The 25,813-nt window shown below is 63.1% G+C and carries 19 protein-coding genes; 4 read left to right on the top strand and 15 right to left on the bottom strand.

Annotated elements, in window-relative coordinates:
- A partial coding sequence (locus tag ACK5L9_RS05985; protein ID WP_416910551.1) for an Ig-like domain-containing protein occupies nucleotides 1-6,956 on the bottom strand: 6,956 nt, incomplete at its 3' end.
- A 75-nt stretch (nucleotides 6,957-7,031) separates the two neighbouring features.
- Complete coding sequence (locus ACK5L9_RS05990; RefSeq protein ID WP_416910552.1) at nucleotides 7,032-7,601, bottom strand: VPLPA-CTERM sorting domain-containing protein; 570 nt, start codon at nucleotides 7,599-7,601, stop codon at nucleotides 7,032-7,034.
- 617 nt (nucleotides 7,602-8,218) lie between these two features.
- Between ACK5L9_RS05990 and ACK5L9_RS05995 the strand changes: the two genes are divergently transcribed.
- Nucleotides 8,219-8,998, top strand: coding sequence for an outer membrane protein (locus ACK5L9_RS05995; RefSeq protein ID WP_416910553.1), 780 nt, complete (start codon nucleotides 8,219-8,221; stop codon nucleotides 8,996-8,998).
- Here ACK5L9_RS05995 and pdeM read toward each other — a convergent pair.
- From pdeM to ACK5L9_RS06030, 7 genes are all read right to left on the bottom strand, one after another.
- The gene (gene pdeM, locus ACK5L9_RS06000; protein WP_416910554.1) at nucleotides 8,995-9,693 is read right to left on the bottom strand and encodes a ligase-associated DNA damage response endonuclease PdeM; all 699 of its coding nucleotides are present in this window, start codon (nucleotides 9,691-9,693) and stop codon (nucleotides 8,995-8,997) included. The two genes, ACK5L9_RS05995 and pdeM, sit on opposite strands and share 4 nt — an antisense overlap.
- The gene (locus ACK5L9_RS06005; RefSeq protein ID WP_416910605.1) at nucleotides 9,690-12,065 is read right to left on the bottom strand and encodes a ligase-associated DNA damage response DEXH box helicase; all 2,376 of its coding nucleotides are present in this window, start codon (nucleotides 12,063-12,065) and stop codon (nucleotides 9,690-9,692) included. Before ACK5L9_RS06005 ends, pdeM begins: the two co-directional genes overlap by 4 nt.
- 63 nt (nucleotides 12,066-12,128) lie before the next feature.
- Complete coding sequence (locus tag ACK5L9_RS06010) at nucleotides 12,129-13,298, bottom strand: NAD(P)/FAD-dependent oxidoreductase (RefSeq protein ID WP_416910555.1); 1,170 nt, start codon at nucleotides 13,296-13,298, stop codon at nucleotides 12,129-12,131.
- Nucleotides 13,295-14,323 carry a DNA polymerase III subunit delta gene (holA, locus tag ACK5L9_RS06015; RefSeq protein WP_416910556.1) on the bottom strand — a complete coding sequence of 343 codons (1,029 nt, stop codon included), beginning with the start codon at nucleotides 14,321-14,323 and terminating at the stop codon, nucleotides 13,295-13,297. Before holA ends, ACK5L9_RS06010 begins: the two co-directional genes overlap by 4 nt.
- Nucleotides 14,320-14,817 carry an LPS assembly lipoprotein LptE gene (gene lptE, locus ACK5L9_RS06020; protein ID WP_416910557.1) on the bottom strand — a complete coding sequence of 166 codons (498 nt, stop codon included), beginning with the start codon at nucleotides 14,815-14,817 and terminating at the stop codon, nucleotides 14,320-14,322. The genes holA and lptE overlap by 4 nt, the downstream gene beginning before the upstream one ends.
- Nucleotides 14,804-17,338: a leucine--tRNA ligase gene (gene leuS, locus ACK5L9_RS06025; protein WP_416910559.1), complete on the bottom strand. Its 2,535-nt coding sequence runs from the start codon at nucleotides 17,336-17,338 to the stop codon at nucleotides 14,804-14,806. The genes lptE and leuS overlap by 14 nt, the downstream gene beginning before the upstream one ends.
- Before the next feature lie 74 nt (nucleotides 17,339-17,412).
- Complete coding sequence (locus ACK5L9_RS06030) at nucleotides 17,413-17,895, bottom strand: DUF3576 domain-containing protein (RefSeq protein ID WP_416910560.1); 483 nt, start codon at nucleotides 17,893-17,895, stop codon at nucleotides 17,413-17,415.
- Between the two features lie 269 nt (nucleotides 17,896-18,164).
- Here ACK5L9_RS06030 and ACK5L9_RS06035 point away from each other — a divergent pair, with 269 nt between their 5' ends.
- Together ACK5L9_RS06035 and ACK5L9_RS06040 are read left to right on the top strand one after the other, a co-directional pair.
- The gene (locus ACK5L9_RS06035) at nucleotides 18,165-19,205 is read left to right on the top strand and encodes a porin (RefSeq protein ID WP_416910561.1); all 1,041 of its coding nucleotides are present in this window, start codon (nucleotides 18,165-18,167) and stop codon (nucleotides 19,203-19,205) included.
- A gap of 69 nt (nucleotides 19,206-19,274) precedes the next feature.
- Nucleotides 19,275-19,928 (top strand): YggS family pyridoxal phosphate-dependent enzyme, encoded by a 654-nt coding sequence (locus ACK5L9_RS06040; protein WP_416910562.1) that lies wholly within the window; start codon nucleotides 19,275-19,277, stop codon nucleotides 19,926-19,928.
- Here ACK5L9_RS06040 and ACK5L9_RS06045 read toward each other — a convergent pair.
- The gene (locus ACK5L9_RS06045; protein ID WP_416910563.1) at nucleotides 19,919-20,422 is read right to left on the bottom strand and encodes a L,D-transpeptidase family protein; all 504 of its coding nucleotides are present in this window, start codon (nucleotides 20,420-20,422) and stop codon (nucleotides 19,919-19,921) included. The two genes, ACK5L9_RS06040 and ACK5L9_RS06045, sit on opposite strands and share 10 nt — an antisense overlap.
- A complete protein-coding gene (gene ribA, locus ACK5L9_RS06050) occupies nucleotides 20,419-21,477 on the bottom strand; it encodes a GTP cyclohydrolase II (RefSeq protein ID WP_416910564.1) in 1,059 nt (352 codons plus the stop codon). Before ribA ends, ACK5L9_RS06045 begins: the two co-directional genes overlap by 4 nt.
- A 142-nt stretch (nucleotides 21,478-21,619) precedes the next feature.
- Between ribA and ACK5L9_RS06055 the strand changes: the two genes are divergently transcribed.
- Nucleotides 21,620-22,306 (top strand): response regulator transcription factor, encoded by a 687-nt coding sequence (locus ACK5L9_RS06055; protein ID WP_416910565.1) that lies wholly within the window; start codon nucleotides 21,620-21,622, stop codon nucleotides 22,304-22,306.
- A 47-nt stretch (nucleotides 22,307-22,353) separates the two neighbouring features.
- Here ACK5L9_RS06055 and ACK5L9_RS06060 read toward each other — a convergent pair whose 3' ends face one another.
- The 4 genes from ACK5L9_RS06060 to ACK5L9_RS06075 all read right to left on the bottom strand — a co-directional run bounded on the left by ACK5L9_RS06060 (nucleotide 22,354) and on the right by ACK5L9_RS06075 (nucleotide 25,635).
- A complete protein-coding gene (locus ACK5L9_RS06060) occupies nucleotides 22,354-22,908 on the bottom strand; it encodes a hypothetical protein (RefSeq protein WP_416910566.1) in 555 nt (184 codons plus the stop codon).
- 41 nt (nucleotides 22,909-22,949) lie between these two features.
- Nucleotides 22,950-24,197 (bottom strand): glycoside hydrolase family 19 protein, encoded by a 1,248-nt coding sequence (locus tag ACK5L9_RS06065; RefSeq protein ID WP_416910567.1) that lies wholly within the window; start codon nucleotides 24,195-24,197, stop codon nucleotides 22,950-22,952.
- Nucleotides 24,198-24,586: 389 nt separating this feature from the next.
- Nucleotides 24,587-24,766, bottom strand: coding sequence for a hypothetical protein (locus ACK5L9_RS06070; protein ID WP_416910568.1), 180 nt, complete (start codon nucleotides 24,764-24,766; stop codon nucleotides 24,587-24,589).
- Nucleotides 24,767-24,888: 122 nt separating this feature from the next.
- A complete protein-coding gene (locus tag ACK5L9_RS06075; protein ID WP_416910569.1) occupies nucleotides 24,889-25,635 on the bottom strand; it encodes a DUF1013 domain-containing protein in 747 nt (248 codons plus the stop codon).
- Between the last annotated feature and the right edge of the window lie 178 nt (nucleotides 25,636-25,813).

The raw sequence follows: 25,813 nt of genomic DNA on the forward strand, positions 1-25,813 counted from the left end.
ACGATCTCGCCACGCGACAGGCCCGGCGCGACGCCGGTGAAGGAAACGCCAAAGCTGAAGCTTTCGCCCGTCGCAAGGGTCAGCGGACTGGCCGCCAGATCGGCCGGCACCCCGGTCAACCCGAACGCCGCCGCCGTATCCGCAAGCGCAATCCCGTCGATCACCAGATCCTCAAGCCCCTGATTGGTGATCGTGAACATCTCGTCCACGCTTTCGGTCACGCCCCGGTCCACGCCGCCGATGTTGGAATTAGGGGACGTCACAGAAATGGTCGCCCCCATATTGAGCGCGTTTCCAGAGATCTGGAGGGTGGCGGTGCCCGACGGATCGTTCGAGGTCACGCTCAGCCCGCCAAACTGCGCGCCGACATGGTCGGGGTCAAAGAAAACCTCAAGCTCGACCGCCTCACCCGGAACAAGTTCTGTTCCTGCGATGTCGCCACCGACCACGCTTAGCCCCCGGCCTTGCAGTGCCATGCTCTCAAGGACCAGAAGCTCGTCGCCCGCATTGATCAGAAGCAGCGTCTGGCTTACCGCACCGTCATCCAGACCGACGCTGCCAAAATCGAGACCCCGGAAGAACGGAACCCCATTTGGCTGCGAGATCAGCAGCTTTGGCCCTGTGAACAGCGGGCTACCGTGATCGCCGTCATCCACACCTTCGAGGGCGGCAAAATATCCCTCGTTGACGATATTGCCGTAATAGTAATCGAACGCGGACTCGATCTGGGCACGCGTATAGGTCATGTTTGAAAGAATTCTGACGGCCTCGTCGGTCATCGAGGTAAAGGATAACGGGGGGTTGGGATCCCCCGCATGCCCCATCATGATGTCGCCCTTGCCATCCGTTCCACGCCCGGCGGATTTGGTGGTTTTATAGTCGATCCACAGAAAGCTTTCGTCGAAAGATTTCCATGTATGTACTAGGCCAAGTGTATGGCCTGCTTCATGGGCTGTAGTATCCGCCAGCGACTTGATCAACTCTGCCCGCGAGGGGGTGAAAATCTCCAGAACCGTGTCCGCGTAAACGTTCACGACGCCGGAAGATGTTTGATTGACCTCTTTATCAAGCTTGAAAAACAATTCCGAGCGCGAATAGGTCTCTTCGTTTGCAAGAACGGTTTGCAAGCCGCCGATATCGACCTGATCGGCCCTGCCATAGTAGAGGTCTTCTGGGTCAAAGTTGTAGTTGACGGTGACGGCGTCTGCCCCCGACACATTCACGAACTGAATCCCGGACGCATAGGTTGCGTAATCCGCCTCGACCCGCGCCTTGACGTCAGCCGCTATTGCAGCGCGTTCGTTTACGGCATTTCCGGCCGCGTCCAGGTTGTCGATAAGCGCGTAATCAGAGGGCGACAGCCCCGCAGTATTGACAGCGGCGGGCGGCGTGGGGCCGGCGATCTGGGCCAGGGCCTGTTCAAGCGACGCTGTGTTAATGAATATCTTTTGCGGATCCTTACCGTTTCCTGCCAGCGCGATCTTCTCGGCGACCTCGATCCCGCCGTCATAAGTGAATTTCAGTTCTGCTGTCCTGGCACCCGCCGCGCTTGGATCGAACCCGATTTTGGCTGTGGATGCCGTGAACTCTGTGCCGCTGACGATGCTTGCTTTCAGACCGCCTCCGCCGCGAATATCAAGCCCGACCTCACGTTTGACACCAGCAACCAAAGCGTCGTTGAATTCCGTTTTCTTGTCTGCGTGGTTATCGTCCGTCGCATCCACGTATCGCGTGAAACAGACATCCTGTTTGACGGTGTGCTTTGAGCCATCGGGGCGGGTGGTCGTTTCCTCGATTGTGACCTTTGACCCGAAAAGGATATTATCCTCGCACGCCTTGATCCCCGTTGTGCCAAACAGCCCGAAAAAAGTGCCGGCCTCCATCTCATCGAAAGACTGAGCCGCAAGCCCAAGGGACTTTTCCTTACCTGTGCCCGCGCGCAGCACGAACTCTGTGTTCTGGAGTTTCAGGTCGCCCGATTTCTTAAGAAAGTCGCCAAGCGGCCCGTCAATCGTGATCTTGACCTTCAGATCGGGCTGATGCTGGTCCGTGTCCCCGGGCGGGGCGGGCGGGGCGCATTCGTCTTCGCCGGGGGGCGGGGGCGGTGTGTCTTCAAGTTCCTCTTTCGCGGTCCATGTCCGTTCCCACGAAAAGCCCGCGCCTTCGTTAAAGATCAGCGCGACGATTTCGGGGGCCAGTTCCTCGGTCGTGTCCTCGGGCTTTGGCTCTTCGGGTTGCTTCGGAGGGCCGCCGTCGCCGCCGCAGCCGCCGGGCGGGGTCATGCCGTGCCAGCCGGGTTTTGTGATGCCGGTGCCGGGATCGGTCGTCACCGTCTTGCCATCGGCGGAAACCGTGGCCGTCCCCTCGATCACAAGGCGACCGGTGGTGTGATCAAAGGACAGAAGGTTCAGCTTGGTGCCCGGAGCGGCCTCGAACACATTCGGCAGGGTCAGTTCGGCGGGCGTGGTGAACACCGCTGCGTCGGGGGCCTGAATGGTCAGGTCGAACGTGTGCTGCATGATGCCGTCGGGCAGCATGTCCATCACCAGTTCGGGCGGAACCGTGGAAATGCCGACCTGCGCATTCGTGACCGGATCGCCATGTTCATCCACGACCGAACCGGGCTGAAGGACAAGACTGACCTGCGAGCGCTGCTCATCGGTCAGATCCTGCGCGGCAGAGACCGGCATCGTGATCTGCGTCTCGTCGCTGGCCGAAACATCGGTCAGGATTTCACTGGGCACGCGTGGCAGATAGACCTCGCCCCGGCCCTGCACCGCCTCGCGCTGCTGAACCGACCCTTGCGAGGCCATCAGCGTATTGGCCTGCCCGGCGATGATTTTCGCGTCCATCACCATTTCGGGCCAGAAAATCCCGTCCGGCGCGTTCGTGGCCGCGCGCCCGTCAATGGCGACCTTGACATTGCCCGAGGGAACGTTGGTCAGCTCGAACCGGCCATTCGCGTCGGTCAGCACGAATTCGCTTTCGCGGCCAAGGATGAATACCTTCACCCCGGCAATCGGGCTGTGGAACACATCGTCTGCGGTATAGTCGATCCCGTCGAGGCCGACCGAGTAATCATCGACGGTCATCGGTTTCAGGTCTTTGCCCGGATCCACGACAAAACCGCTGAGCGTCGTGTTCGGGACCGCCGTTGTCGAAACGGTGGTAAAGCCGGATGTCAGGCTGCCACCCGCCGCGCCATCGCCGTCGCCATCCAGCGCGGTGCCGTCGCGCGCCTGAATACCGCCGGTCACATTGATCCGGATGCTGCTGGCCCCCGGCATCGCCGCCGAGGGAAACAGCCATGCCTTCAGCCCGTCTTCGCTGACTTGAATATTGGCAGGAATTTTTTCCCCTGCGGCATCGGTCAGAAACATGGTCTCGGCGGTCACAGTCGCCGAATCGACCGGGCGCGAGAAGTGGATTTCCGGGCGGAAGGTCGCGCCAACCTCTTTCGCACCGCTTGCGGGCGATACACGCGTCACCATGAAGGGTACCGGGTCGGGCAGATCCAGCGCGATGTCCTGACGGATCGAATTGCCCGCCGCATCCGCCGCGATCACCGTCACCATGTGATCGCCCTGCGACAATGCCGACAGGTTCAGCGCGGAATCAAAAGCGCCGGTCGTCGGGTTGTAGGTCAGCGCATGGGTCCGGCCGCCGTCGATCTGATAGGCCAGCGCAACAATGGGCGAGCCGGTGCCGTCAACCGTCCCGGCAAGCCGTGCCGCGCTGCCATACAATGCGCCATCGACCAGCCCCCGGAAACTGAGAACCGGATCCGCCGTATCGAACACCACGGTCGAGGTAACTGCCCCCGATACGTTCCCGGCGGCATCCTCGGCCACAAAGGACAGCGTATAGGTGCCATCTGCGCTGTCCGGGTCCAGCAGGGCCGAAAACGTGCCGTTTGCGTTCACTGCGACCTGCCGCTCTACCGGATCGGTCGCGGCATCGCCATCATCAATGGCGACGGTCAACCGCGCCAGACCCGACAGCGTGTCCAGCACCGACCCCGAGACCGCGAAGGACAGCGCTTCGGCATAGCCATAGGTGACGTTCAGACGCACGACAGGCGGGGCGGCATCCGTCCGGTCGTCAAAGGCGGCCAGCGCCCATCCGGCGACATCTGACCCAAGCTCCAGCCCGGCCTTGTTCGAAAAGGCGAAATGGATGCCGGCCCATTCTCGGCTGGCAGCATTTTCCTGCGCCGCCTGCCAGAAACTGTCAAAGGACCGTTCGACCCCAGCCAGCCCAAGGCTTTCGGTCGTGAAGGCATGCGTCCCGAACAGCGCGGTCAGCGCCTCGGCCGCAGCGCCCGAAGCCGCCGAGTGGCCCGAAACATAGTCCGGATGCGCGGGCGCGATGGCCAGCGGCTGCCAGTCGGGATCGGCGGTGGTCAGCGGGTTTCCGTCCGTATCGGCCAGACGGATCGCATCCTCGGGGCGCCACAGCCGGCTGGTGTATTTCACGTCCCATGTCGCGATCATCGCATCCGCGACCGACACGTTCAGGATCGCCAGCGCCCGCGCCGCCTCGGTCGAACCGGTGCCCTCGTCCCGCATCAGATCGGTGGCGATCGAGTTCCAGTGTCCGGGCGTCGTCTCGGTTCCGCGCCCGTCCTTCCAGAACAGCGCCGCCTCGGTCTGGTCGGCGCTACGCGTGGCACTGTCCGCCGCACCGATTTCCCTGACCGCGTTCACGGCGTCGGCATAGGCGGCGCTGCCAAGTGCGGGCGGTTCGGGGGCACGAAACTGTTCGGGGCCTTGCAGCACCCAGGGGTCCATGACAGCCCATTGCGGGTCCACCGCCGGTTCGAACAAGGGGCCGGTTTCGCGCCATTCGCCCGCCGTCGCGCTGCCCGGCAGGGTACGGAAATCGTTCCACCCATCGCCATCCCGGATCGCGATCACCTTGTCCGCGACCGTCCTGCCAAGGGCGATTCCCGCCGTCTTGCCAGCCCCATCCGGAACGGCGGCCAGCGCTTCGGCAAGATACAGGTCAAGCTGGCTTTGAAATGCAGGAAAGGCATAGCTGAGTACGGCATGAGATGCCTGCGCCACCGCCGCATTCAGATTGCTGCCGCTGACGGCGGATTCATCGACCAGAAAGGCCGGAGCGTCGTCAAGCGCGGCGATCACATCAAAGACCGCGACCGACTGCATGGCCAGCACCCGCGACGCCTTGGTCGCAAGCTCGGCATTTCCGGCAATGGCTTCAAGCGCGATGTCGTTCCAGACCAGCACGGGCTGACCCTCGACAGCCTCGATTCCGGTAATTTCAAGCTGTGACTGGCTGCTGTTCCCCGCACGGTCCGTCGTGGTCAGGCTGATCAGATTGCTTCCCACCGTGATGGCCACACCATTCAGCGCAAAGCTGCCATCCAGCCCGACGATGGTTCTTGCCCCATCCGCCGCGACTGTCGCGCCCGGCTCTCCCTGCCCGGTGATCCGGACCGAGCGCAGCGAGGTGATCTGATCCCCCGCAACCCCCGTGTCGGACGAGGCCGCAAGCCCCGCCCCCGACAATTCCGGCGCGCTGCGATCCAGCGTGAAGGCAAGCTGCGCGGCCTCGCCCTGCTGGCCTGCGTCATCCTCGGCCATGACCCGCGCCACCAGCGCGCCATCTGCCAGCGTGCCGCCCGCAGCGGCCCGCAGCAGGGCTTCGTCGATGCTGAAGGCCGAGCCCGACAGCGCCGCCGTCGCATCAACCGCAGGACCGCCATTCACGCTGATCCACAGCTTTGCAACCGTGCCGCCGCTGACCGACCCGGATACTGCGGGATCGCTGGTCACGCCGTCGCTGTCCGATGCGCCCGTGTCATTCACCAGCCCAAGCGCGGCCACATCGGGCGCATCGTCGCCCTCTGGCTCGGTTCCCTCGACCGTGAACGTCGCCGAGGCACTGTTTCCGGCAGAATCCGTGCTGGTCAGTTGCAGATTGTTCACGCCCGCCGAAATCGCCACGCCCGGCAAAGTGAAGGCCCCGTCGGCATCCGCCGTCACCTGCTGCGCGCCAAGGGCGACCACCGCCCCCGCCTCGGTCTGCCCGCTGATCGAGATTACCCGAAGGTCGGTCTTGCCGTCACCCGGCAGGCCGGTATCTGACGCCGCGTCCAGACCAAGCGCCGAAATCGCGGGTGCCGCGCTGTCCAGTGTCAGATCAACGGCCACCGGGGATGATGCGGTCCCGTTTCCGTCCACCGCGCGTAGCGTCAGGCGATGCGCACCATCGGCAAGCCCCCCGTAATCCGTCGGATCCAGACTGAACCCGCCCGCATCATCCAGCGAATCGCTGACATCGACCTCGGCCGCGCCATCGACCGACAGGAACAGGCCGGTCACAGCATTCTCGGCGCTGATGCTGCCGACAATCCCGGCATGCGAGGTGATGCCGTCGCCGACAATGCCCGTATCCTCGGCCAGACCGGCAGTTACAACCGGAGATTGTTCTTCATCCGGCAAACCCAGTTCGACCGCCTCCGCCAGATCATCCAGCGAAAAGACCCGCTGCAAAAGTACTGTCTTGCCGGGCGCAAGTTGCAGCATCACGCCGGTCGGCGCGACAAATGACGGAATGGCCGCAAAATCGTCAAAGCCGAAACCGATGATCAGCAGCTTGTCTATTGCCGGATCAAAATCGGTGACGGTGTTATAAGAGTTCCCGTCCATTTCGGCAGCGTCGAATATGAACAAATCACCTCCGGCACCGCCGGACAGGATATTATTTCCCGCCCCGCCGGAAAGAAGATCCTTGCCGCCGCCACCCGAAACATAGTCATCGCCATCACCGCCCCGGATCACATCGTTCCCCGAACCGGACATGATCACATCATTCCCGCCCTTTCCATCCAGGGCCAGATCCTCGGTATCATCGGCACGATATTCGACATCCGCCAGATCGCTGAGGTTTTCAAATTCGATATCGTCAAGCGGGTTACGATCGCTCGGCATAGGGTAATCTCCGGATGCAGAATTGGTGCCGGCACATGCATATGCGGCGGAAAATCGGGATTCTGAAGGCTGGGATCAGTTATCGCGCCGCCGACGTCGCGAGGCGGTCAGCATCAGCAACGAACCAGCCAGCAGCACCGCTCCGGCAGGCAGCGGAACGACCACTGCGTTCGCGGCATAGACACGAATCACGGCTGCCGGATCGATTTGTAATATCGGTGAAAAAATCCCATGCTGGATAATGGCGCTTCGCAGGTCGATGGCGAAAAACGCGTTCGACGCGCTGTCCGCGACCAGAAACGTCATCAACCCGGTCGAGCTTTCGGCATCGACAATCGCCCCTGCCAGAAATGTCGTCGGGGGAAAGCCGATATCCAGAAAAGACGCCGTGCCAAGACCCAAAGCGTCGAAGATCACGCCCGGAACATAACCCAGTCCCGTATCCGGGTCGATCACCGTCGGCCCAAATCCCGTGACAGAGCCTTCGGAAAGAAAGCCTGTCCCGCCAAGGACCACCGCCGAACGGTCAATAATGACATCCTGAAAAGTCGCCGAACGCGTCGCATCTGGAAGTAATATGCAGATTAAAAAGAGAAGGGCTGTGAAAAATCCGTATTGTGCATCTAAATGAAAGGCGCGACGCATGTCTACCTCTTGAAAGATTATATTTCTTTAACTTCATCCTGAAGATGCAATTAATTTTCCATTTGGTCAACTGATTAGTTCGCTTCCGGGGGCGATTTCACTATCCATAGGAATAATATGGAGATTATTTGCTGTTTCATTATTACAAGAGCTGTTTTCGCAGGTGGATGCGGGCTGTCCATGCCCCTGCCGTATCCACCTGTCCCGGTCGCTCGGCCCGTTTTTCACCTTCAAAGAACAGGCCGGCCAACGCAAGGACAACCGTATGACGCGACTGCGCGCCGGGTTATCATCCTTTGTCGGCCCATGCCCAGAACAGCCCGCAGCACGGGGATTTCGCATTTTTGCCCCCCCCACCGTTGCACTCCGTTAGGTAAATTACGCGCTTGCGTTGCATGGCATCTGGGCAACGGGCCCCGAAATCCGCCGACAAAAATCACGCTATGGGCGAGAATCGGCCAATGCTTCGCAGGACATGTGACATTCATGTGTCGGTGCTGGAAGTTTCGTCGAACAACCCGTTGTCAATTCGCGATATTTGGCAATTATTTTTTAATATATGTGGTCTATTAAAACCAACCCACGGACTTAACCCTCGGACCGCGTCGGAGTTCATTATGCGTAAGTCATCTGTTTTCATGTCTTCTGTCATCGGCAGCACGTTGATGTCGGCAAGCCTCGCCCTGTCGGGCGGCTTTGTTACCCCGGTAGACGAGCCTGTCATCGTCGCCCCGGTAGATACCGCGCCAGTCTATGACTGGGCCGGCCCCTATGTCGGTTTCGGTATCGGCTACAGCTTTGGTGCCGATGACGAAGTCGGGCTGGAAACCCGCCGGGGTGGCGCGACCGTCCAGCGCAATAACGATATCGGCAATGTCGATGTCGAGGGCTTCACCGGCAATCTGCATGCCGGTTACAACTGGGTCTTTGGCAATTGGGTGGTCGGCCCCGAAGTCGCGATCGAGGGCGGCAGCGTGGACGATTCGTTCAGTCGCAGCGGGACCGACACGGCCTCGGGCACCATGGTCGATGTAAAGGTGAAATCCGAAGTGAACTGGATCGCCTCGGCCAAGGTCAAGGCAGGCTATCTGGTCCGGCCGCAAACACAAATCTATGGCCTTGCAGGCATCTCTTACGGGGATTTCGACTATACGCTTGACATGGCGGTGGCCGGCGTCGGTGATTTCAATCAGAAAAAGGGTTATAACCGTACCGATTATATCCTTGGCGTCGGGGTCGAGCACAAGTTCCGCCCGAATCTGTCGGTCTTTGCCGAATATCAGTTCCGCGAATATGGCAAGGAAGACGTGACCTTCAGCGATGCCGGCACCGACCTGATCACGCGTGCGACACCCAAGCATTCGAATATCAGCCTGGGCCTGAACTACGCGTTCTAACGCCCTGTGCCGCGACCATTTTGCTGGCGGGTCGCTGACTCGCCAGCCTTTCGCTGCGGCAATGGCAGGGCCAGCGCCCGCGTCCCGCAGACCACCGCCAGCCCATGCGGCACCAGCGCGGTCAGCGCCGGATCGGCAATGTCCAGCCCGCCGGTATAGGCGCCGAATGCTGGCAGGATCAGATGGTTGCGGCCAATCGCAAAGCATCGCCGCCTCTGCCCCGCCAGCCGGATACAGGGGTGATAATGCCCCGAGATGTCTGGCCCCGCACCCGCCTGATGCCGAAGTATCAGCCTGTCGGACACTTCGGTGCAGGTCCGGCCGGGCAGATGCGCGCCGACCGGTGCAGGGTCGTGGTTGCCGCTGATCCACAGCCAGTCGCGCCCCTGCGCCAGACTGTGCAGATCCCGGCGGATCGGCTCGGGCAGCGCCGTCACCGCCGCGTCATCATCGAACCCGTCACCCAGACTGACCACGCAAACCGGGTCAGTCTGGCCAATCTCGGCCCGCAACCGTTCCAGCGTCGCCTGCACCTCATAGGGTGGCAGCAGGGGCCCGCCGCGCCGGGCAATGCGTTCGGATTTGCCAAGATGCAGATCCGCCACGATCAGCCAGCGCCGGGCCGGCCAGAACAATGCGCCGGATGCCCGCGCCTCTAGCGGTTCCCCCGCAAATTCCAGGCCGTAAGACGTCAAGCCAGTCCCGCCTCTGCCATCAGTGCCGCCGCCTCGGCCTCGGCCAGCCTTTCGCGCCCCTGCCCCGAGATGGGAACCTTGCCAACCTCCAGCAGCAGCGGCGCGGCAAGGGGCGTCACGCGACCGGGCATCCGGTGGTCATGCCGGGGCGAGCGGTCCAGCATTTCGTCGATCCGGTCGAAATCGACAAGCCCGCGTCGCGCCTCATCCGCGGTGATGCGCAGCAGCAAATGGTCGGGGTCGTATTTGTGCAGCGTGTCATACAGGATGTCGCTGGAAAACGTGGCCTGCCGCCCGGTCTTGCGCTGACCGGGCAGGTTGCGGTGGATCAGCCCGGCAATGGTCGCGACATCGCGGAAGGTCCGTTTCATCACCGCATTCCCCGCCAGCCAGTTGCCCAGCCCCGCGCGCAGGCCCTGCCGGTCCAGCAGCGGCGCGGGGTCCGTCACCGGGTCCAGAGACCAGATCAGCAGCGCGTAATCGGTTGACAGAAACCCCAGCGGCCCCAGCCCGGCCTCTTCCATCATGCGCGTCATCAACAGCCCAAGCGTTTGCAGCGCATTCCGCCCGGCAAAGCCGTACAGCGCGAAATGCCAGCGGCCCTGATGCGGAAAGCTTTCGCTGACCAGAACTCCGGGGCGCGGCAACGCACTGACCTGCGCCTGCAAGTCCAGCCAGTTGCTTGCGTCCGTCGGCAAACCCTTATGGGCCGCAGGATCGCCGATCAGCGCCTGCACGCGATGCGAAAGCTGGGTCGATGTCGCCAGCTTGACCCCCGAAAACACCGCGATCCGGGGCTGTTTCGCGGGCTGTTTCGTGACCTCGACCACCATGTCGCGCAGACCCTCGTACCGCACGGTCTGGCCACCGATCAGGAAGGTGTCGCCAGCATGCAGCGTGGCGGCAAAGGCCTCTTCGACCTCGCCAAGGGGGGCACCGCCCCGACCGCGCATGCGGACCTTCAGCAGCCCCGCATCGACGATGGTGCCGATATTCATCCGCAGATCGCGGGCCGAGCGGGGGTCGCGCAGCCGCCACATGCCGTCGCGCTGCATCAAACGCTGCCAACGGTCATAGGCCCGCAGCGCATAACCACCGGTCGCCGCGAAATCCATGCAGGCATCGAAATCCGCCCGCGTCAGGGCGCGATAGGGACCGGCGCTGGCGACCTCGGCGAACAGGGCGTCCGCGTCAAAGGGACCGGCGCAGGCGGTCAGCAGGATATGCTGGCACAGCACGTCCAAGGGCCCCGGCCCGCGCGGATCGCCGTCCAGATCGCGCTCGGCCACGGCTTGCAGGGCGGCGACGCATTCGATCACCTCGAACCGGTTCGCGGGCACGATCCGGGCGCGGGATGGCGCGTTATAGCGGTGATTTGCCCGCCCGATCCGCTGTACCAGCCGCTTGACGTTTTTCGGCGCGCCAACCTGAATGACCAGATCGACCGCGCCCCAGTCAATGCCCAGATCCAGACTGCCCGTCGCCACCACCGCGCGCAATTCGCCCGCCGCCATCGCTGCCTCGACCCGCTGGCGGGCCTCGCGCGCAAGGCTGCCATGGTGCAAACCGATGGGCAGGTTGTCGTCATTCGCGGCCCACAGCGCCTGAAAGAACAGCTCGGCCTGGGCGCGGGTGTTGATAAAGATGATGGTCGTCGTCGCGGCCCTGATCTCGGCCAGCACCTCGGGGATCGCGTAGTGCCCGCCGCCACCGGCCCATGGCGCGGAACGGGCGGTCGGCAGCATGGCGATGTCCGGGTCGGGACCGGGATCGGCCTCAAGAACCGTCGCACCGCCCATGAACCCGGCCAGCCGCATAGGATCCTCGACCGTGGCCGACAGGCCGGTGACGATCAGTCCAGGGGCAAGGCTGCGCAGCCGCGCAAGGCATAGCATCAACTGATCTCCGCGCTTGCTTTCGGCCAGCGCGTGCAATTCGTCCAACACCACCCGGCGCAGCCCGCCAAAGATCGCCGGAGCCTGTTCATAGGACAACATCAGCGCAAGCGATTCGGGCGTGGTCAGCAGGATGTCAGGCGGATTGACGCGCTGCCGCGCGCGCTGTGCCGGGCGGGTGTCGCCGGTGCGGTCCTCGACGCGGATATTCAGCCCCAAATCGGCCACCGGACGCGCCAGATTGCGGGCAATATCAGCCGTCAGCGCCTTCAATGGCGATACATACAGCGTGTGCATCCCGCCTGCGGGCCTGCGCAGATCAACAAGGCCCGGCAGAAACCCGGCCAGCGTCTTGCCGCCCCCGGTCGGCGCAATCAGCAGCGTGTCGCCCCGCGCGCGCAGCAGCGCAATCTGATGCGGATGCGGTTGCCAGCCCTGCCGCGCGAACCAGTCGTGAAATTCGGGCGGCAGGGTCATGGTGTTCGGGGTTTCCGGGCTGACGGCTGGCATGGCCCCAAGATGACGAACATTTCGTGAAAATCAACGGGCGCGCAGCCAGTTCAGCGCCCCTTGCCCGGCCTGCCGCCCCTGCGCCAGACAGCCGGTCAGCAGATAGCCGCCCGTCGGAGCCTCCCAGTCCAGCATCTCGCCTGCGGCAAAGGTGCCGGGCAGCGCCGCAAGCTGCAAGTCCGGGCCAAGCGATTCGGCGGTAATGCCCCCGGCCGAGGAAATCGCCCGTTCCAGCCCCTGCGGCCCGTCATGGCGCAGCGGCAGAGTTTTGGCCCGCGCCGCCCATGCCGCCGGATCGCCGGACAAGGGCCGCCCCCATTCCAGCAGCAGCGCCACCCGGACCGGGTCGCCCAGAACCCGCCGCAGCCAGTTGCCAAGCGACAGCTTGCCGCGCGGGCGGGCAAAGCGGGCAGTCAGCGCGGCAAGGTCCAGATCGGGCGCAAGATCGACGCAGGCCTCTGCCCCGTCGCGAAGCGCCGCCGCGACCTGATAAAGGCCGCCGCCCTCGACCCCTTGCCGCGAGATGACCCACTCGCCCCGGCTGACCAGATCGCCCGCGCGGATCGCGACACCCTTGACCGCCGCCCCGAAATGCGGGGCCATCGCGGGCGACCAGACGACGCGAAAGCCCATATTCGCGGGCCGGAACCCGGAAATCCCGACGCCCGCACCTTGCAGAACGGGCACCCATGCGGCATCGGATCCCAGCCTTGGCCAGCTTGCCCCGCCAAGCGCCAACACCGTGACCTGCGGCACCAACAGACGCGGGCCGTCGGGCGTGGCAAAATGAAACCCGCCCCCCAGCCCCGTCCAGCGCCAGCGGGTGCGCAGATCAACCCCCGAACCGCGCAGCCGGGCCAGCCATGCCCGCAGCAGGGGCGAGGCCTTCATGCCCACCGGAAACACCCGCCCGGACGAGCCGGTGAATAGCGCGACCCCCAGCCCCCGCGCCCAGTCCATGACCTCGGGCGGGCCGAATCGCGTCACATCGACCGCGCCGCTGTAATGGCTCTGAAACCGGGGCCGAGGCTCATCGCGCGTCAGGTTCAGCCCGGATTTGCCCGCCATCAGGAATTTGCGGGCCGGGGTGGGCATGGCCTCGGCCACCACAACCTGCCGCCCCGCACCCGCCAGAACCTCTGCCGCCATCAGCCCTGCCGGACCCGCGCCAATGATCAGCGCGTCCACGGCTTCGCTCATCTGCGGCCCCGCGCGGTCATGGCCAGCCGGATCAACGCACGTTCGACCAGCGCCATCTGCGGCGCGCGGGTGGAACTGCGCAGCGCCAGATCGGTGGCCAGCAGGGTGGATACCGCCTCTTCCAGCGGACCCATGCCCCAGCTTTGCGCCTGCCGCGCCATGCGTTCGCGGCGTGGGCCAAAGACCGGCGGTCGCACACGCGAAAGACCGGCGCCCGGCCCCTGTGGATCGGCGGCGGCCAGATGCAGCGCACGGAAATGGCGCAGCGCCCCGATGCACAATGTCACGGGTGTGATTCCCTGCCCCTCGATCCGGCGCATCAGCGGGCCGAACCGGTCGGCGCGCCCCTCGGCAACGACATGCAGCAATTCGTCCAGATCGGCCTCGATCGTGGCGGGGGCCATCAGCGCAATTTCGGCGGGGGTCAGCGGCGCCGGATCGTCGTATTTGTAAAGACCAATTTTTTCGATGGTCTGGCGCAGATCGCCAGGATCCAGCGCGCGGGCCAGCGCCATCAGGTCGCGCATTGCGTCGGCCGGAACCTCGCGCAGACCGGCATCCGCCAGCCAGCGCGCGATTTCCTCTTCTCCCGGAGGGTCGTTATAGATCGGGGCCGTCATCGCCGCCGGGTGTGGTTCGAACAGCTTGCGCAGGGCGGATGACTTGCCCAGCCCCCCCGCCGTTACCACGATCACCGCATCGCCCGGCTGCCATGCCTCCAGCGCGGCGTGCAGCGGATCGGCGGCGCTGTCGGGCGTATCCTCGACCAGCACCACGCGCGGACCGGGGAAAAAGCCGACTTCCTTGATCGCATCCATGATCAAGGCGGGGTCTTTCTTCAGCCCCGCGCCGGCCATACGGGTCAGCCGCATTTCCTCATCGGCATTCGCGCCAACCAGTGCGCCCACTGCCTCGGCCCGTTTCAACGCCACGCGCATCGCGTCCTGCCCGTGGATCAGCAACGCCGGGCGCGACGGATCGGGCCGCGCCAGATAGCGGGCAATTTCCCCGCCCTTCAGGATCATTGCACCGGCAGCGAACCCGAGGCCGCCAAAAGCCGCGTGACCACCTGATCGGCCAGCATAAAGCCCAGACGCTCGCGCGCGTCGCGTTCGGCCGACAGGGTCGAGATCGTCGTGCCCGTTGTCGAATAAGAGGTGAAATTGCTGACCCGCCCCGAGGCGATGGCCTGCCCGCTGCGGTCCCGCAGCGCGAAATCGGCCGTGCCGTTCAAGGAATAACGCGTCGTCACCTCGTCCGGGGTGATCGCCTGTGGCACGACCCCGATGCTGAGCAGATAGTCCAGATCATAGATCGCATCGCCATCCGGCCCCAGCCGTTCCGAAAGACGGCGGTTGAAGGCGAATTCCTGATAGGTTTTCGGATCGCGCGGGCGAACCTTGCCGAACAGCTTGCCCCCGCCGCCGCCCGGTCCGTAAACCGGTGTCAGCCCGCAGGCACCAAGTGCCATCAGCCCCAACAGGGCGGCGCGGCGGGGGATGCGGTCAGGCAACGACATTGATGATCCGTCCCGGAACTACGATCAGTTTCTTCGGCGTGGCACCGTCAAGGAAACGCTGCACCGTTTCATCGGCCAGCACCAGCGATTCGATCTGATCGCGGGGCATATCCTTCGCCACGCAGATTTCCGCCCGGCGCTTGCCGTTGATCTGGATCGGCAGCGTCACTGTATCATCGACCAGCATCGCCGGATCGGCCTGCGGCCATGGCGCATCGACTGCCATGCCCTGCCCCCCGGCCATCGCCCAGACATCTTCGGCCAGATGCGGCACCATCGGCGACATAAGCTGCGCCATGATCCGCAGCACCGCACGGCGCGAATCACCGCCTGCCGGGGATTTGCCGACAGCATTGGCCAGCTCGTACAGACGGGCCACGGCCTTGTTAAAGGCGAACCCCTCGATGGAACGGGTCACATCGGCGATGGCGCGATGGGCGGCGCGGGTCAGGTCAGGGTCATCACCGCCCTCGGGCGCATCCTCGGCCTGACGCCAGACGCGTGCCAGAAACTTGTACGCAGCCTCGGCCCCGGCGCTGGTCCATTCCACATCGCGTTCGGGCGGGCTGTCGGACAGCATGAACCAGCGCGCGGTATCGGCACCGAAACTGGCGACGATATTCACCGGATCAACGACATTCTTCTTGGATTTCGACATCTTGGCCGAGGGGATTACCTCGACCGGGGTGCCGTCGGCCAGCTTGCCGTTGGTGACATCCTCGGGCAGGTGATAGACCGGGCGGCCCCTTGCATCACGGGTCATATAAATTTCGTGCGTGACCATGCCCTGCGTGAACAGCGCATCGAACGGTTCGCCCGCCGTTTCGGACAGGTGGCCCGTTTTGGCCATCGCGCGGGCGAAGAACCGCGAATACAGCAGATGCAGGATCGCGTGTTCGATGCCGCCGATATACTGGTCCACATTCATCCAGTAATCGGCATCCGCGCGCTTCGTCGGGGTGTCGGCATGCGGATTGGTGAAGCGCGCATAATACCATGACGAATCGACGAAAGTATCCATCGTATCGGTTTCCCGCAGCGCAGCGCCGCCGCAAACCGGGCAGGTGGTCTGACGCCATGCCGGATGCCGGTCCAGAGGGTTTCCCGGCACGTCGAAGGTCACATCCCGAGGCAACAGAACGGGCAGGTTTTCCTTGGCCTCGGGCACTGTGCCGCATTTGTCGCAATGCACCACGGGAATCGGGCAACCCCAGTAACGCTGGCGCGAAATACCCCAGTCGCGCAGGCGGAATTTCGTCACGCCCTCGCCATATCCTGCCTGTTCCGCATGCGCGATGGCGGCGACCACCGCGTCCTCGCCAGTCTGATCCGCCAGTCCAGAGAAGCCGCGCACATAGGTCACAACCTCGGATTTCAGCGGAATATAGGCCGCCGCCGCGACCAGCGCATCGGCCTGTTCCAGCGTCATGCCCCTTTCGCCAAAGGTGGCGCGGATCGGCAATCCGTATTTCGTTGCAAATTCATGGTCGCGCTCGTCATGGGCGGGCGACCCGAAAATCGCACCCGTGCCATAGTCCATCAGCACGAAATTCGCGATCCAGACCGGCAATTCCCATGCCGGGTCAAGCGGATGGCGAACCTTCAGCCCGGTGTCGAAACCCAGCTTGGGTGCGGTTTCGATGGCCTCTTCGGTGGTGCCAATGCGGCGGCATTCCTCGACAAAGGCGGTAATCTCGGGGGTGCCCGCCAGCGCCTTGACCAGCGGATGATCCGGCGACAGCGCCAGGAAGGACGCGCCCATCAGCGTGTCGGGGCGGGTGGTATAAACCTCGATCTGCGCGAATCCTTCGGGCGCATCGACGCTTTCGAACCGGAATTGCAGGCCGCGCGACTTGCCGATCCAGTTCTGTTGCATCAGCCGGACCTTGTCGGGCCAGCCGGTCAGACCGTCCAGCGCGGCCAGCAATTCCTCGGAATAGTCGCTGATTCGGAAGAACCATTGGGTCAGTTCCCGGCGCTCGACCGCAGCGCCCGAACGCCAGCCCTTGCCGTCGATCACCTGTTCATTCGCCAGCACGGTCATATCGACCGGATCCCAGTTCACCTGCGCCGATTTGCGGGTGATCAGCCCGGCATTCAGGAAATCAAGAAACAGCGCCTGCTGTTGCGCAACATAGTCGTCGTCGCAGGTGGCGAATTCCCGGCTCCAGTCGATGGACAGACCCAAGGGTTTAAGTTGGTCGCGCATGGTCGCGATATTGCCGTAGGTCCAGTCGCGCGGATGGCCTCCCTGTTCCATCGCGGCATTTTCGGCGGGCATGCCGAACGCGTCCCAGCCCATCGGATGCAGCACGCTGAATCCCTGCGCGCGCTTGTACCGCGCCACCACATCGCCCATGGCATAGTTGCGCACATGGCCCATATGGATGCGGCCCGAAGGATAGGGAAACATCTCCAGCACATAGTATTTCGGCCGCTCGTCGCGCGTGGCGGTAAAGCTGCCGGCGTCAGCCCAGGCCTGTTGCCATCGGGCTGCGCTGCTGGAGGGATCATAGGGCATCTGGAACCTCGGGCGTCATACGTTGCCCGAAGGATGTACAAGGGCAGCGCTGGCAGGTCCAGTGGGGCGGGGGCCTACAGCCGCCCGTCGCGCACCCGCAATTGCCGCGCGCGGGTCATGATCGCATCCTCGACCGCACGCACCGTTCCCGGCGCCACAGCGGAACCGCCCGGCCCTTGCAGGGACAGTTTCAGGCTGCGCGCATCCATGGCCGGATCGCTGATCCTGATCGTCGCGCGATAGGACCGGCCGCCACCGGGTGGGGTGCCATAACCGGTCACGATAACGCCGGTAAACGGGTCAGCGGACTGGATCGGCAGAAAGTTCAGCACATCCAGACTGGCATTCCACAGATACTTGTTCACCGCGACGGTCGCGTTGGGATTGGTATTGCCGCCGAACAAGTCCCAGATCGTCGAGGGACGGTTCTCGGGCCGCATGTCCTTGTCGGTCACATCCTCGCGATTCCCGCCAGAGCCACCAAGCCAGCCGCAAGCCGCCAGACCTGCGCAAGTCACCAATGCAAATGTCAGCCGTGCGGCGCGTGCGATATTCATACGGTCCCCCGGTCTTTCGCGTCAGACGCAGCTTTAGCGCGGATCGCCCCTGCGCCACAAGCGCCTTGGCACTGCTGCGCTTTTCGGCGCGCATGGCGGCCGCGCGCATCGGGACACGGGGGTGTGGCTCATGTGCATCACAGAAAGATGAATGGTTTCCCGGTCCCGGAGATTTCGTTGCATCAAGGGAACGAAACGGTGAAACACAATCCATACCCAAGGCGGACATGCCGGTTTGGGCATCAGAGAGATCAAGAGGGAACATGACCATGAAAAAGGTTCTTTTTGCGACCACCGCGCTGGCACTGTCCGCTGGTATCGCCGCCGCAGACGTCACCGTGTCGGGCTATGGCCGCAGCGGCCTGCTGTATGTCGAAGACCGCGCCGACGCACCGATGACCTACAAGTACGGCTACTCCACCGACGGAGAGGCCAATGACCTGCTCATCTCGTCGCGCCTGCGCATCAACCTGGACGCTTCGACCACGACCGATGTCGGCATCGACTTTGGCGGTCGCCTGCGTCTGCAGTGGGATCAGGGCGATAACCAAACGACCGTCGCGCCGGGCTATGTCTACATGTCGGTCAACGGTTTCCGCATGGAAGCTGGTAACGCCAACACCGCCTACGACTCGTCGGGGTTGATCAGCGCCTCGGAAATCGGCATCTTCGGCCGTTCGTTCGGCGACTCGCGCGGCAGCTACTATTCGTACAACACCGACGGCTATCCCAGCGCCAGCAATTTCGACGGCAGCGAGCTGCTGAACGACTATCTGGGCATCTTCGGTTCGTACACCATGGACAACCTGACGGTTCGCGCCTCGATCGTGAACCCGGACCAGCAGTACCAGAACGACCTGAAGTCGCTGAAGAAAGAAATCGGCGTTTCGGCTGACTACAAGTGGAACGACCGTCTGGAAGTCGGCGCTGGCTACGTCACCAACGCCAAGGGCATGGACGGCAACGATCAGTGGTACATCGGCGCGCGCTATGCCGTCGTCGATAACGCCCGCATCGGCCTGAACTACCTCGACAACGGCGAGACCGGCGCTTACCGCGACACCGGCACCGATTATGTCTGGGAACAGACCGATTGGGACAACACTGTTGTTCTGTACGGCGATTACACCATGGACCGTCTGAACCTGGCTGGCTATATCGCCAATAACGGCTATGAAGGCAACGACACCGACAACGCCTTCGGCGTCGGCGCGAAATACGACCTGGGCGGCGCTTATGTCGCAGCCAGCGTTCAGCGCGGCTATGACAAGAACTACACCGCCGACATGGGTGTCCGCTTCGACTTCTGATCGAAGCTGATCCTCGGATCGGACAGAGCGGGCCTTGCGCCCGCTCTTTTCTTTTTGTTTTGTCGCCTCATGGGACTGAATGACATAAAAGGCCGCGTTGCAGCGGCGGAACGGGCCGCCGGACGGCCAGCCGGGTCGGTGACGTTGATCGCGGTCAGCAAGGTGCAACCCGTTGACCGGGTCGAGGCCGTGTTGCAGGCCGGGCAGCGGGTATTCGGCGAAAACTATGTGCAAGAGGCGCAGGGCAAATGGCCCGCATGGCGCGCGGCCCATCCGGGCGTGCAAGTCCATATGATCGGGCCGTTGCAATCGAACAAGGCGCGCACCGCGTTGCAACTATTCGACGCGATTCATACGCTGGACCGGATGTCGCTGGCGCGGAAACTGGCCGCGCAGATCGCCGAACAGGGCCGCAGCCCGCAACTGTTCATTCAGGTCAATACCGGGGCCGAACCGCAAAAGGCCGGCATTCTGGCCGATGAACTGCCGGGCTTTCTGGCGGCGTGCGGCGAACTGGGACTGAACCCGCAAGGGCTGATGTGCATCCCGCCCGAGAACAAGGATCCTGTGCCGCATTTCGCATTGCTGCGCAGGTTGGCGGATGCGAACGGGCTGACCCAACTGTCCATGGGCATGAGCGCGGATTTCGAGGCGGCGATCGCCCAAGGGGCGACGCATATCCGCGTCGGATCAGCCATTTTCGGCGCGCGGGATTACGGCTGAACCGAAATGATCAGCCGCGTTCCGGGCTGCGCCAGTGCCGCGATGCGGATCAGATGCCTCCGGGCAAAGGCGATACAGCCCTCGGTCCCGAACCGGGGGCGGCGCCATTGGTGCAGAAAGATGGCCGAGCCGTGGCCGGGCACCGCCTCGGGCCAGTTCCAGTCGGTCGTCAGAATCAGGTCATACAGCGGATCGGCCCGGCGCAGGCGTTCATGGCTTGCCTCGAAAGGGGCGCGGACGTGCCGGTTATAGGCCGGATGACCGGGCGCATCGCACCACAGATCACCGCATCCGACGGGCCGCGCCCATGGGGCGGGGCGGGCGATCCGGTCGGGGCGGTACCACAAGCCGGTGATCCGGTGAACGCCCGAGGGCGTCGCCCCGTCCCCCTCGCGCTTGCGGGTGGTCACGCCTGCCTTGCCGATGCTGCACGGATACATCCGGCCCCGGAACCGGATGCCCTGCCGGGTCAAGACCAGATCGTCCGGTGTCACAGCAAATGCCCGGATTTTTCGGCCTTGGTATCCAGATAGCCGGTGTTGAAACGGTTGCGCGGCGTGATCAGCGGCACACGCTCGGCCACCGCGATACCGTGGCTTTCCAGCATCGCCACCTTGCGCGGGTTGTTGGTCAAAAGCCGCGCCGAGCCAAAACCCAGCCGCTGCAACAGTGCCGCCCCGATGCGGAAATCACGCTCGTCATCCTCGAATCCCAGCCGGTGGTTGGCCTCGACCGTGTCGAAGCCCTGGTTCTGCAAGGCATAGGCGCGCATCTTGTTGGCCAGCCCGATGCCCCGCCCCTCTTGATTCAGATACAGCAACACCCCCGCCCCCGCCTGCCCCATCGCCGCCAGCGCAGCATGCAATTGCGGGCCGCAATCGCATTTCAGGCTGCCCAGAACGTCGCCGGTAAAGCAGGCCGAATGCAGGCGGGTCAGAACCGGCTGGTCGCGGGGAGGGTCGCCGATTTCGATGGCATAATGTTCCTCGCCGCCGTCATCGGGGCGAAAGATATGCAGCCGCGAATTTTCGGCCGATGTCAGCGGCAGGCGTGCGGCGGCAACCGGGGCCATCGCCGCCTCGGCCGCAAGCTGCGCCAGAACCTGCCCCGGTGCCAGCACTGTCAGCCCGGCGGGCGCATGGGCGGGAACCAGCAGGACAGCGGGCAAAAGCTGCGCCGATTTCGTCAGCCCCAGCGCCGCCTGCCATGGCGCCGCATCACCGTCGCGCAAGGTGAACAGCGGCCCCTTCATCGGCGTCATCAGATCGCCCGAGGGGTCCGCCAGCGCCCGAAGCCATGCCAGATCGGCCTCGGGCGGAACCTGCACCCGCGCCAGCCCGCCATCATAGACCCGCGCCTTCAGCGTCTCGGCCCGGCGCTGCGTGATCGCCAGAACCGGCGCGCCCAGCGCCCTGATATCGGCCAGCCGCGCCGGAGACAGGGTTTCCACCGCCGCCGCCAGATGCCCGCCGATCATCACCGGCAGGCCCATGCGCAGATCGGCGCGGGCGCGCGAGACGGTTTCGGCAAGGGTCGGGATCAGGCTCATGGCAGGCTCGGGGTCGGGAAAACTGAAATATTCTGAAACATAGTGCCTTTTCCTGACAACTCCATGTGAGAATTCCGACATGTCGCTGGACGAAAGCCGGTCGCATCCCCACTCATCTAGGCGATGTACCAAAGGAGGCAACATGGCCGGACTGAAAAAAATTCTGCTGGTCGATGACGAGGACGACCTGCGCGAGGCACTGGCCGAACAGCTTGTGGCCACTGACGATTTCGACGTGGTCGAGGCGGGCACCGGCGCGGCCGCCGTCGATGCCACCCGGAACGCCATTTACGATCTGGTGATTCTGGATGTCGGCCTGCCAGATACCGACGGGCGCGAGCTGTGCAAAAAGCTGCGCAAGCTGAACGTCAAATGCCCCATCGTCATGCTGACCGGGCATGACACGGATGCAGACACGATTCTGGGGCTGGATGCAGGTGCCAACGATTACGTGACCAAGCCCTTCAAGTTCCCCGTCCTTCTGGCCCGCCTGCGCGCCCAGTTGCGCACGCATGAACAATCCGAGGACGCGATCTTCCAGCTTGGGCCCTATACGTTCAAGCCAGCGATGAAGATGCTGATCGACCAGAAGGACCGCAAGGTTCGTCTGACCGAGAAAGAGACCAACATCCTGAAATTCCTGTATCGCGCGCAGGACGGGGTGGTGCCGCGTGATGTGCTGCTGCACGAGGTCTGGGGCTATAACGCGGGCGTCACGACCCACACGCTGGAAACCCACATCTATCGCCTGCGCCAGAAGATTGAGCCCGATCCCTCGAACGCAAGGCTGCTGGTGACGGAATCCGGCGGCTATCGTCTGGTGGCCTGAGGACCGCCCGGTTGTAAGAATTGCACCGAAAACAAAGGCCCGCGCGATCACTCGCGCGGGCTGTCCGCATTCTGATTGGGCTCGAACTGAACCGTCCCCGGCTGCGCACAACTGACCACATAGGGCTGCGTCAACTCGTAGGGAAAGCCCAGATCGGCACCCAGTTCCACCGGAGCGATATCTTCGAACGCGACCGGAACATCGGCGATATGTTCCAGACCCTGCTGCGCATAGACATGCGTATCCAGCAGATAACCCGGCAGATCGGCGGTTTCCGGCCCTTCATAGCGCAGGGTCACAAACAGCAGATCCACCCCGCAGAACTGGCGGCTGTTCAACGCGGCCAGCCATGGCAGGATGCCCCCCTCGCGCACAAAATCGTCCTGCACGCTTGCGCCATCCGCAGGCCGTTCGACGGTCAGGGTATAACCGTCCTCTCCCTGCGGTGACATGCTGATCAGCAGATCCAAGGTGCGGACGGTTTGCTGATCGGTCCCATAGGTGAACAGCACCTGCCCATCCGCAAGGTTTTCGGCCAGAACGGCCCCGCCTGACAGCACAGTCAGGCAGGTCGCAAGCACAAGGGTCTTTTGGTGTCGCATGAAATTTCCCTGAAACTTATGAAAATAAATTGAATTCAGGGCTATATATCTTTGAACACGCCAGATTTATAGATCTCGTTAACGTTTTGCCAGCGCGATCCATAGCTGTCTGTATGCTTGTTGATTTTTGCCGTGATCCCGTCAGCCGCCTGCTTGTTCACGCCCTGATCGGCGATTTCAGGCAGCCCGTTCTTCACCCAGAAGAACATTGCCGAGCGCGCGGCATATTTGGGATCTGACAGCAGGTCGGGATTGGCCTCGAAATCCACCTTTTCGCCAAACATCTGTTCGTGCTGCTTGGTAAATTCGCGATAGTTGTCGCGTCCCGTCAACTGGATCATCCCGCGTCCGCGATATTTCCAGCCGTCACCGCTTGCGACATCGCCATTGCCCAGACGATTGGCATAGGCGCGGTTGGCGATCGCCTCCTGATCGGCACCATGAGACCCGTTGCGGCCATACTTATCAGCTTCGGCCGGGTTGTTCTTGAAATAGCCGAAGGTTTTCTTCAGCGCGTCAGAGCTGTAATTCAAGCCTTCCTGAAGCGTCATCCCGGCACCGGTTTCCTGCTTCATCTGGCCCAGGAAATGCGCCAGGCGTTCGGGCGAGTCGATCTTGCCAACACCCTTATGCGCGCTCAGTTCAGCGGCAATTGCGTTCAGCTTGGCGTCGTCGGCCTGCGGGAATACCGATTTCAGCATCTCGCCCTTGATGGGCAGATTGCTTTGATCAATCTTGCCGCCACCCTGATCGCCACCGGCCTTTCCGCCGCCGCCGACCTGACCGCCACCGCCAGCCTTTCCGCCGCCGCCAGCTTGGCCACCACCGCCGGCCTTGCCACCACCGCCAGCCTGACCGCCACCGCCAGCTTGGCCGCCACCGCCGGCCTGACCACCACCGCCGGCCTTGCCACCGCCGGCCTGACCACCACCGCCACCTTGGCCACCGCCGCCGCCAACCTGGCCGCCGCCACCACCGCCGCCGCCTTGTTCGCCGCCGCCTTTGGCACCCGCTTCCTCAAGCTTCCGCCCAAGCTCGGACACGGCCTTTTCCAGCTCCTGGACGATTGTCTTCAGCATATCGCCAAGGATTTCGCCCAAGGTCTTGCCCAGACCGGATTCGTCGCCGGGGGAACCGGCACCTTTGGACATGAACGCGTCGAGGGGCGTAATTCCCATCGCTTGTTTCGCTTCGCCCATACTACTTGCAAGTTGATCAAGCGCCCTTCTGGGGCCAGCGGAAAGCGTCACTTCTCCGCGCTTCAGATGTGATAAATTGTCAGGCTGCATGGCTAAACCTCCTGCAACTGCTAAAATTTCTTAAATCAAGTGGGATCCATCGTATCACAGCGCCGGAGATCCAGAACCTACCCCAAGGGCAGGTTGCGATTTCTCGCCGCAGGGCTGCCGGTTGCTTGCTTGCCTGCCCTTACGGCAGGCGCTGAAAACCACCGACTTCCGGTCGCCACCGGGATTCCTGCCGCAGATATCATGGGTTAGGCGATGCGCCCGGTCGCCCCCGGCGCGCGCGAAACGGCGCTCATGAACTTTGTGACGTCGGAACCAAGGGGCTGCGTTTCTTCAGGATCGGCGGGAACCCGCCTTCGAATCGCGCCAGCCCGAATGACAAAGGCCGACAATTGCCGGCCCTCTTCGCTTTGCCTGTTGCCCTGCCGGTGCTAGCTGTTTCGCACCAGCGCGTTGGCAACCTTCTGAATCGCAGTCGCAAAATATTTCTGGCGTACAAGCTCTTTGCGCAGCCTGGCTGACCCGTCCTCTGTTCTATCTGAAACGGCAGAGCCAAAATCCTTGGCAACCCTGGAACCGTTGTCGGATTTTGGCGTAATATCAACTTTCATCACATCACCCGGAATACACTGCTGCCACCAAACCTACCGAGGCATGGTAGCAACTCGTGGCGGATTCCGAACATGTTTCTACAATTGCAGCGGTTTTCCGCCACAATTGCGATCAACGGATGTCAGTCGTCGTCTTCGTCGTCATCATCGCTTTCAGGCAGATTGAAGAAGCTGTCGGCATCCAGTTCCGGCTCGGGCTTTCTGTCGTCGTCATCATTGCCCAGGGTGAAATTCTCAAGCCCCGCGATGGCGGTGGGCAGGCGCGGATCGACATTCATCGCCAGCGAAGTCTCGGTGCTGACCAGTTTGCGGCGTTCGTCATCGGTCATGACCTCGCCTTCGGCCCCGCGCCGCTTGGCGGCTTTCTGAACCGCAGCATCCAGTTCCGACTGACGGCACAGCCCCAGCGCGACCGGGTCGATCGGCTGCATGTTCGCGATGTTCCAGTGCGTGCGCTCGCGGATCGAATTGATTGTGGGTTTGGTCGTGCCGACCAGCCGGGCGATCTGCGCATCGGCCAGTTCGGGATGGAACTTGACCAGCCACAGAATCGCGTTCGGCCGGTCCTGACGCTTGGACAGCGGGGTATAGCGCGGTCCCCTGCGCTTTTCCTCGCCCTCGGCGGCGGGATTATGCTTCAGCCGAAGCTTGTAGGACGGGTTGGCCTCGCCCCTCTTGATCTCGGCGGCGTCAAGCTGATTCGAGCCGACGGGGTCATAGCCCTTGACCCCCGTGGCCACGTCGCCATCAGCAATTCCCTGAACCTCAAGTTCGTGCAGACCGCAGAAATCGCCGATCTGCTTGAAGCTCAACGTCGTGTTGTCCACCAGCCAGACGGCGGTGGCCTTGGCCATCAGCGGCTTGTTCATGTCAGTCTCCTTCACGTCGTGGCCCCGGACACGACCCGTCAGGGCCGGGAAAACGGCTTTCGGCGGATGCCATTCCTCGTTTTCAGGGGGAATTGGCCGCAGATATAGCGTTTTCAACCTGCCGAGAAAAGGGGTTTCACGCAATCCGGCATGGACGTGGGGGGCAAAGCGGGCCATG

Source organism: Paracoccus sp. (in: a-proteobacteria) (assembly GCF_047973135.1).
Taxonomy (GTDB): Bacteria; Pseudomonadota; Alphaproteobacteria; order Rhodobacterales; family Rhodobacteraceae; genus Paracoccus.

What these genes read in the sequence shown, in the direction of transcription:
- ACK5L9_RS05990 (WP_416910552.1), bottom strand. Translation starts at nt 7,601, where the DNA reads ATGCGTCGCGCCTTTCATTTAGATGCACAATACGGATTTTTCACAGCC.
- ACK5L9_RS05995 (WP_416910553.1), top strand. Translation starts at nt 8,219, where the DNA reads ATGCGTAAGTCATCTGTTTTCATGTCTTCTGTCATCGGCAGCACGTTG.
- ACK5L9_RS06005 (WP_416910605.1), bottom strand. Translation starts at nt 12,065, where the DNA reads ATGACCCTGCCGCCCGAATTTCACGACTGGTTCGCGCGGCAGGGCTGG.
- ACK5L9_RS06010 (WP_416910555.1), bottom strand. Translation starts at nt 13,298, where the DNA reads ATGAGCGAAGCCGTGGACGCGCTGATCATTGGCGCGGGTCCGGCAGGG.
- holA (WP_416910556.1), bottom strand. Translation starts at nt 14,323, where the DNA reads ATGATCCTGAAGGGCGGGGAAATTGCCCGCTATCTGGCGCGGCCCGAT.
- lptE (WP_416910557.1), bottom strand. Translation starts at nt 14,817, where the DNA reads ATGTCGTTGCCTGACCGCATCCCCCGCCGCGCCGCCCTGTTGGGGCTG.
- leuS (WP_416910559.1), bottom strand. Translation starts at nt 17,338, where the DNA reads ATGCCCTATGATCCCTCCAGCAGCGCAGCCCGATGGCAACAGGCCTGG.
- ACK5L9_RS06030 (WP_416910560.1), bottom strand. Translation starts at nt 17,895, where the DNA reads ATGAATATCGCACGCGCCGCACGGCTGACATTTGCATTGGTGACTTGC.
- ACK5L9_RS06035 (WP_416910561.1), top strand. Translation starts at nt 18,165, where the DNA reads ATGAAAAAGGTTCTTTTTGCGACCACCGCGCTGGCACTGTCCGCTGGT.
- ACK5L9_RS06040 (WP_416910562.1), top strand. Translation starts at nt 19,275, where the DNA reads ATGGGACTGAATGACATAAAAGGCCGCGTTGCAGCGGCGGAACGGGCC.
- ribA (WP_416910564.1), bottom strand. Translation starts at nt 21,477, where the DNA reads ATGAGCCTGATCCCGACCCTTGCCGAAACCGTCTCGCGCGCCCGCGCC.
- ACK5L9_RS06055 (WP_416910565.1), top strand. Translation starts at nt 21,620, where the DNA reads ATGGCCGGACTGAAAAAAATTCTGCTGGTCGATGACGAGGACGACCTG.
- ACK5L9_RS06060 (WP_416910566.1), bottom strand. Translation starts at nt 22,908, where the DNA reads ATGCGACACCAAAAGACCCTTGTGCTTGCGACCTGCCTGACTGTGCTG.
- ACK5L9_RS06065 (WP_416910567.1), bottom strand. Translation starts at nt 24,197, where the DNA reads ATGCAGCCTGACAATTTATCACATCTGAAGCGCGGAGAAGTGACGCTT.
- ACK5L9_RS06070 (WP_416910568.1), bottom strand. Translation starts at nt 24,766, where the DNA reads ATGAAAGTTGATATTACGCCAAAATCCGACAACGGTTCCAGGGTTGCC.
- ACK5L9_RS06075 (WP_416910569.1), bottom strand. Translation starts at nt 25,635, where the DNA reads ATGAACAAGCCGCTGATGGCCAAGGCCACCGCCGTCTGGCTGGTGGAC.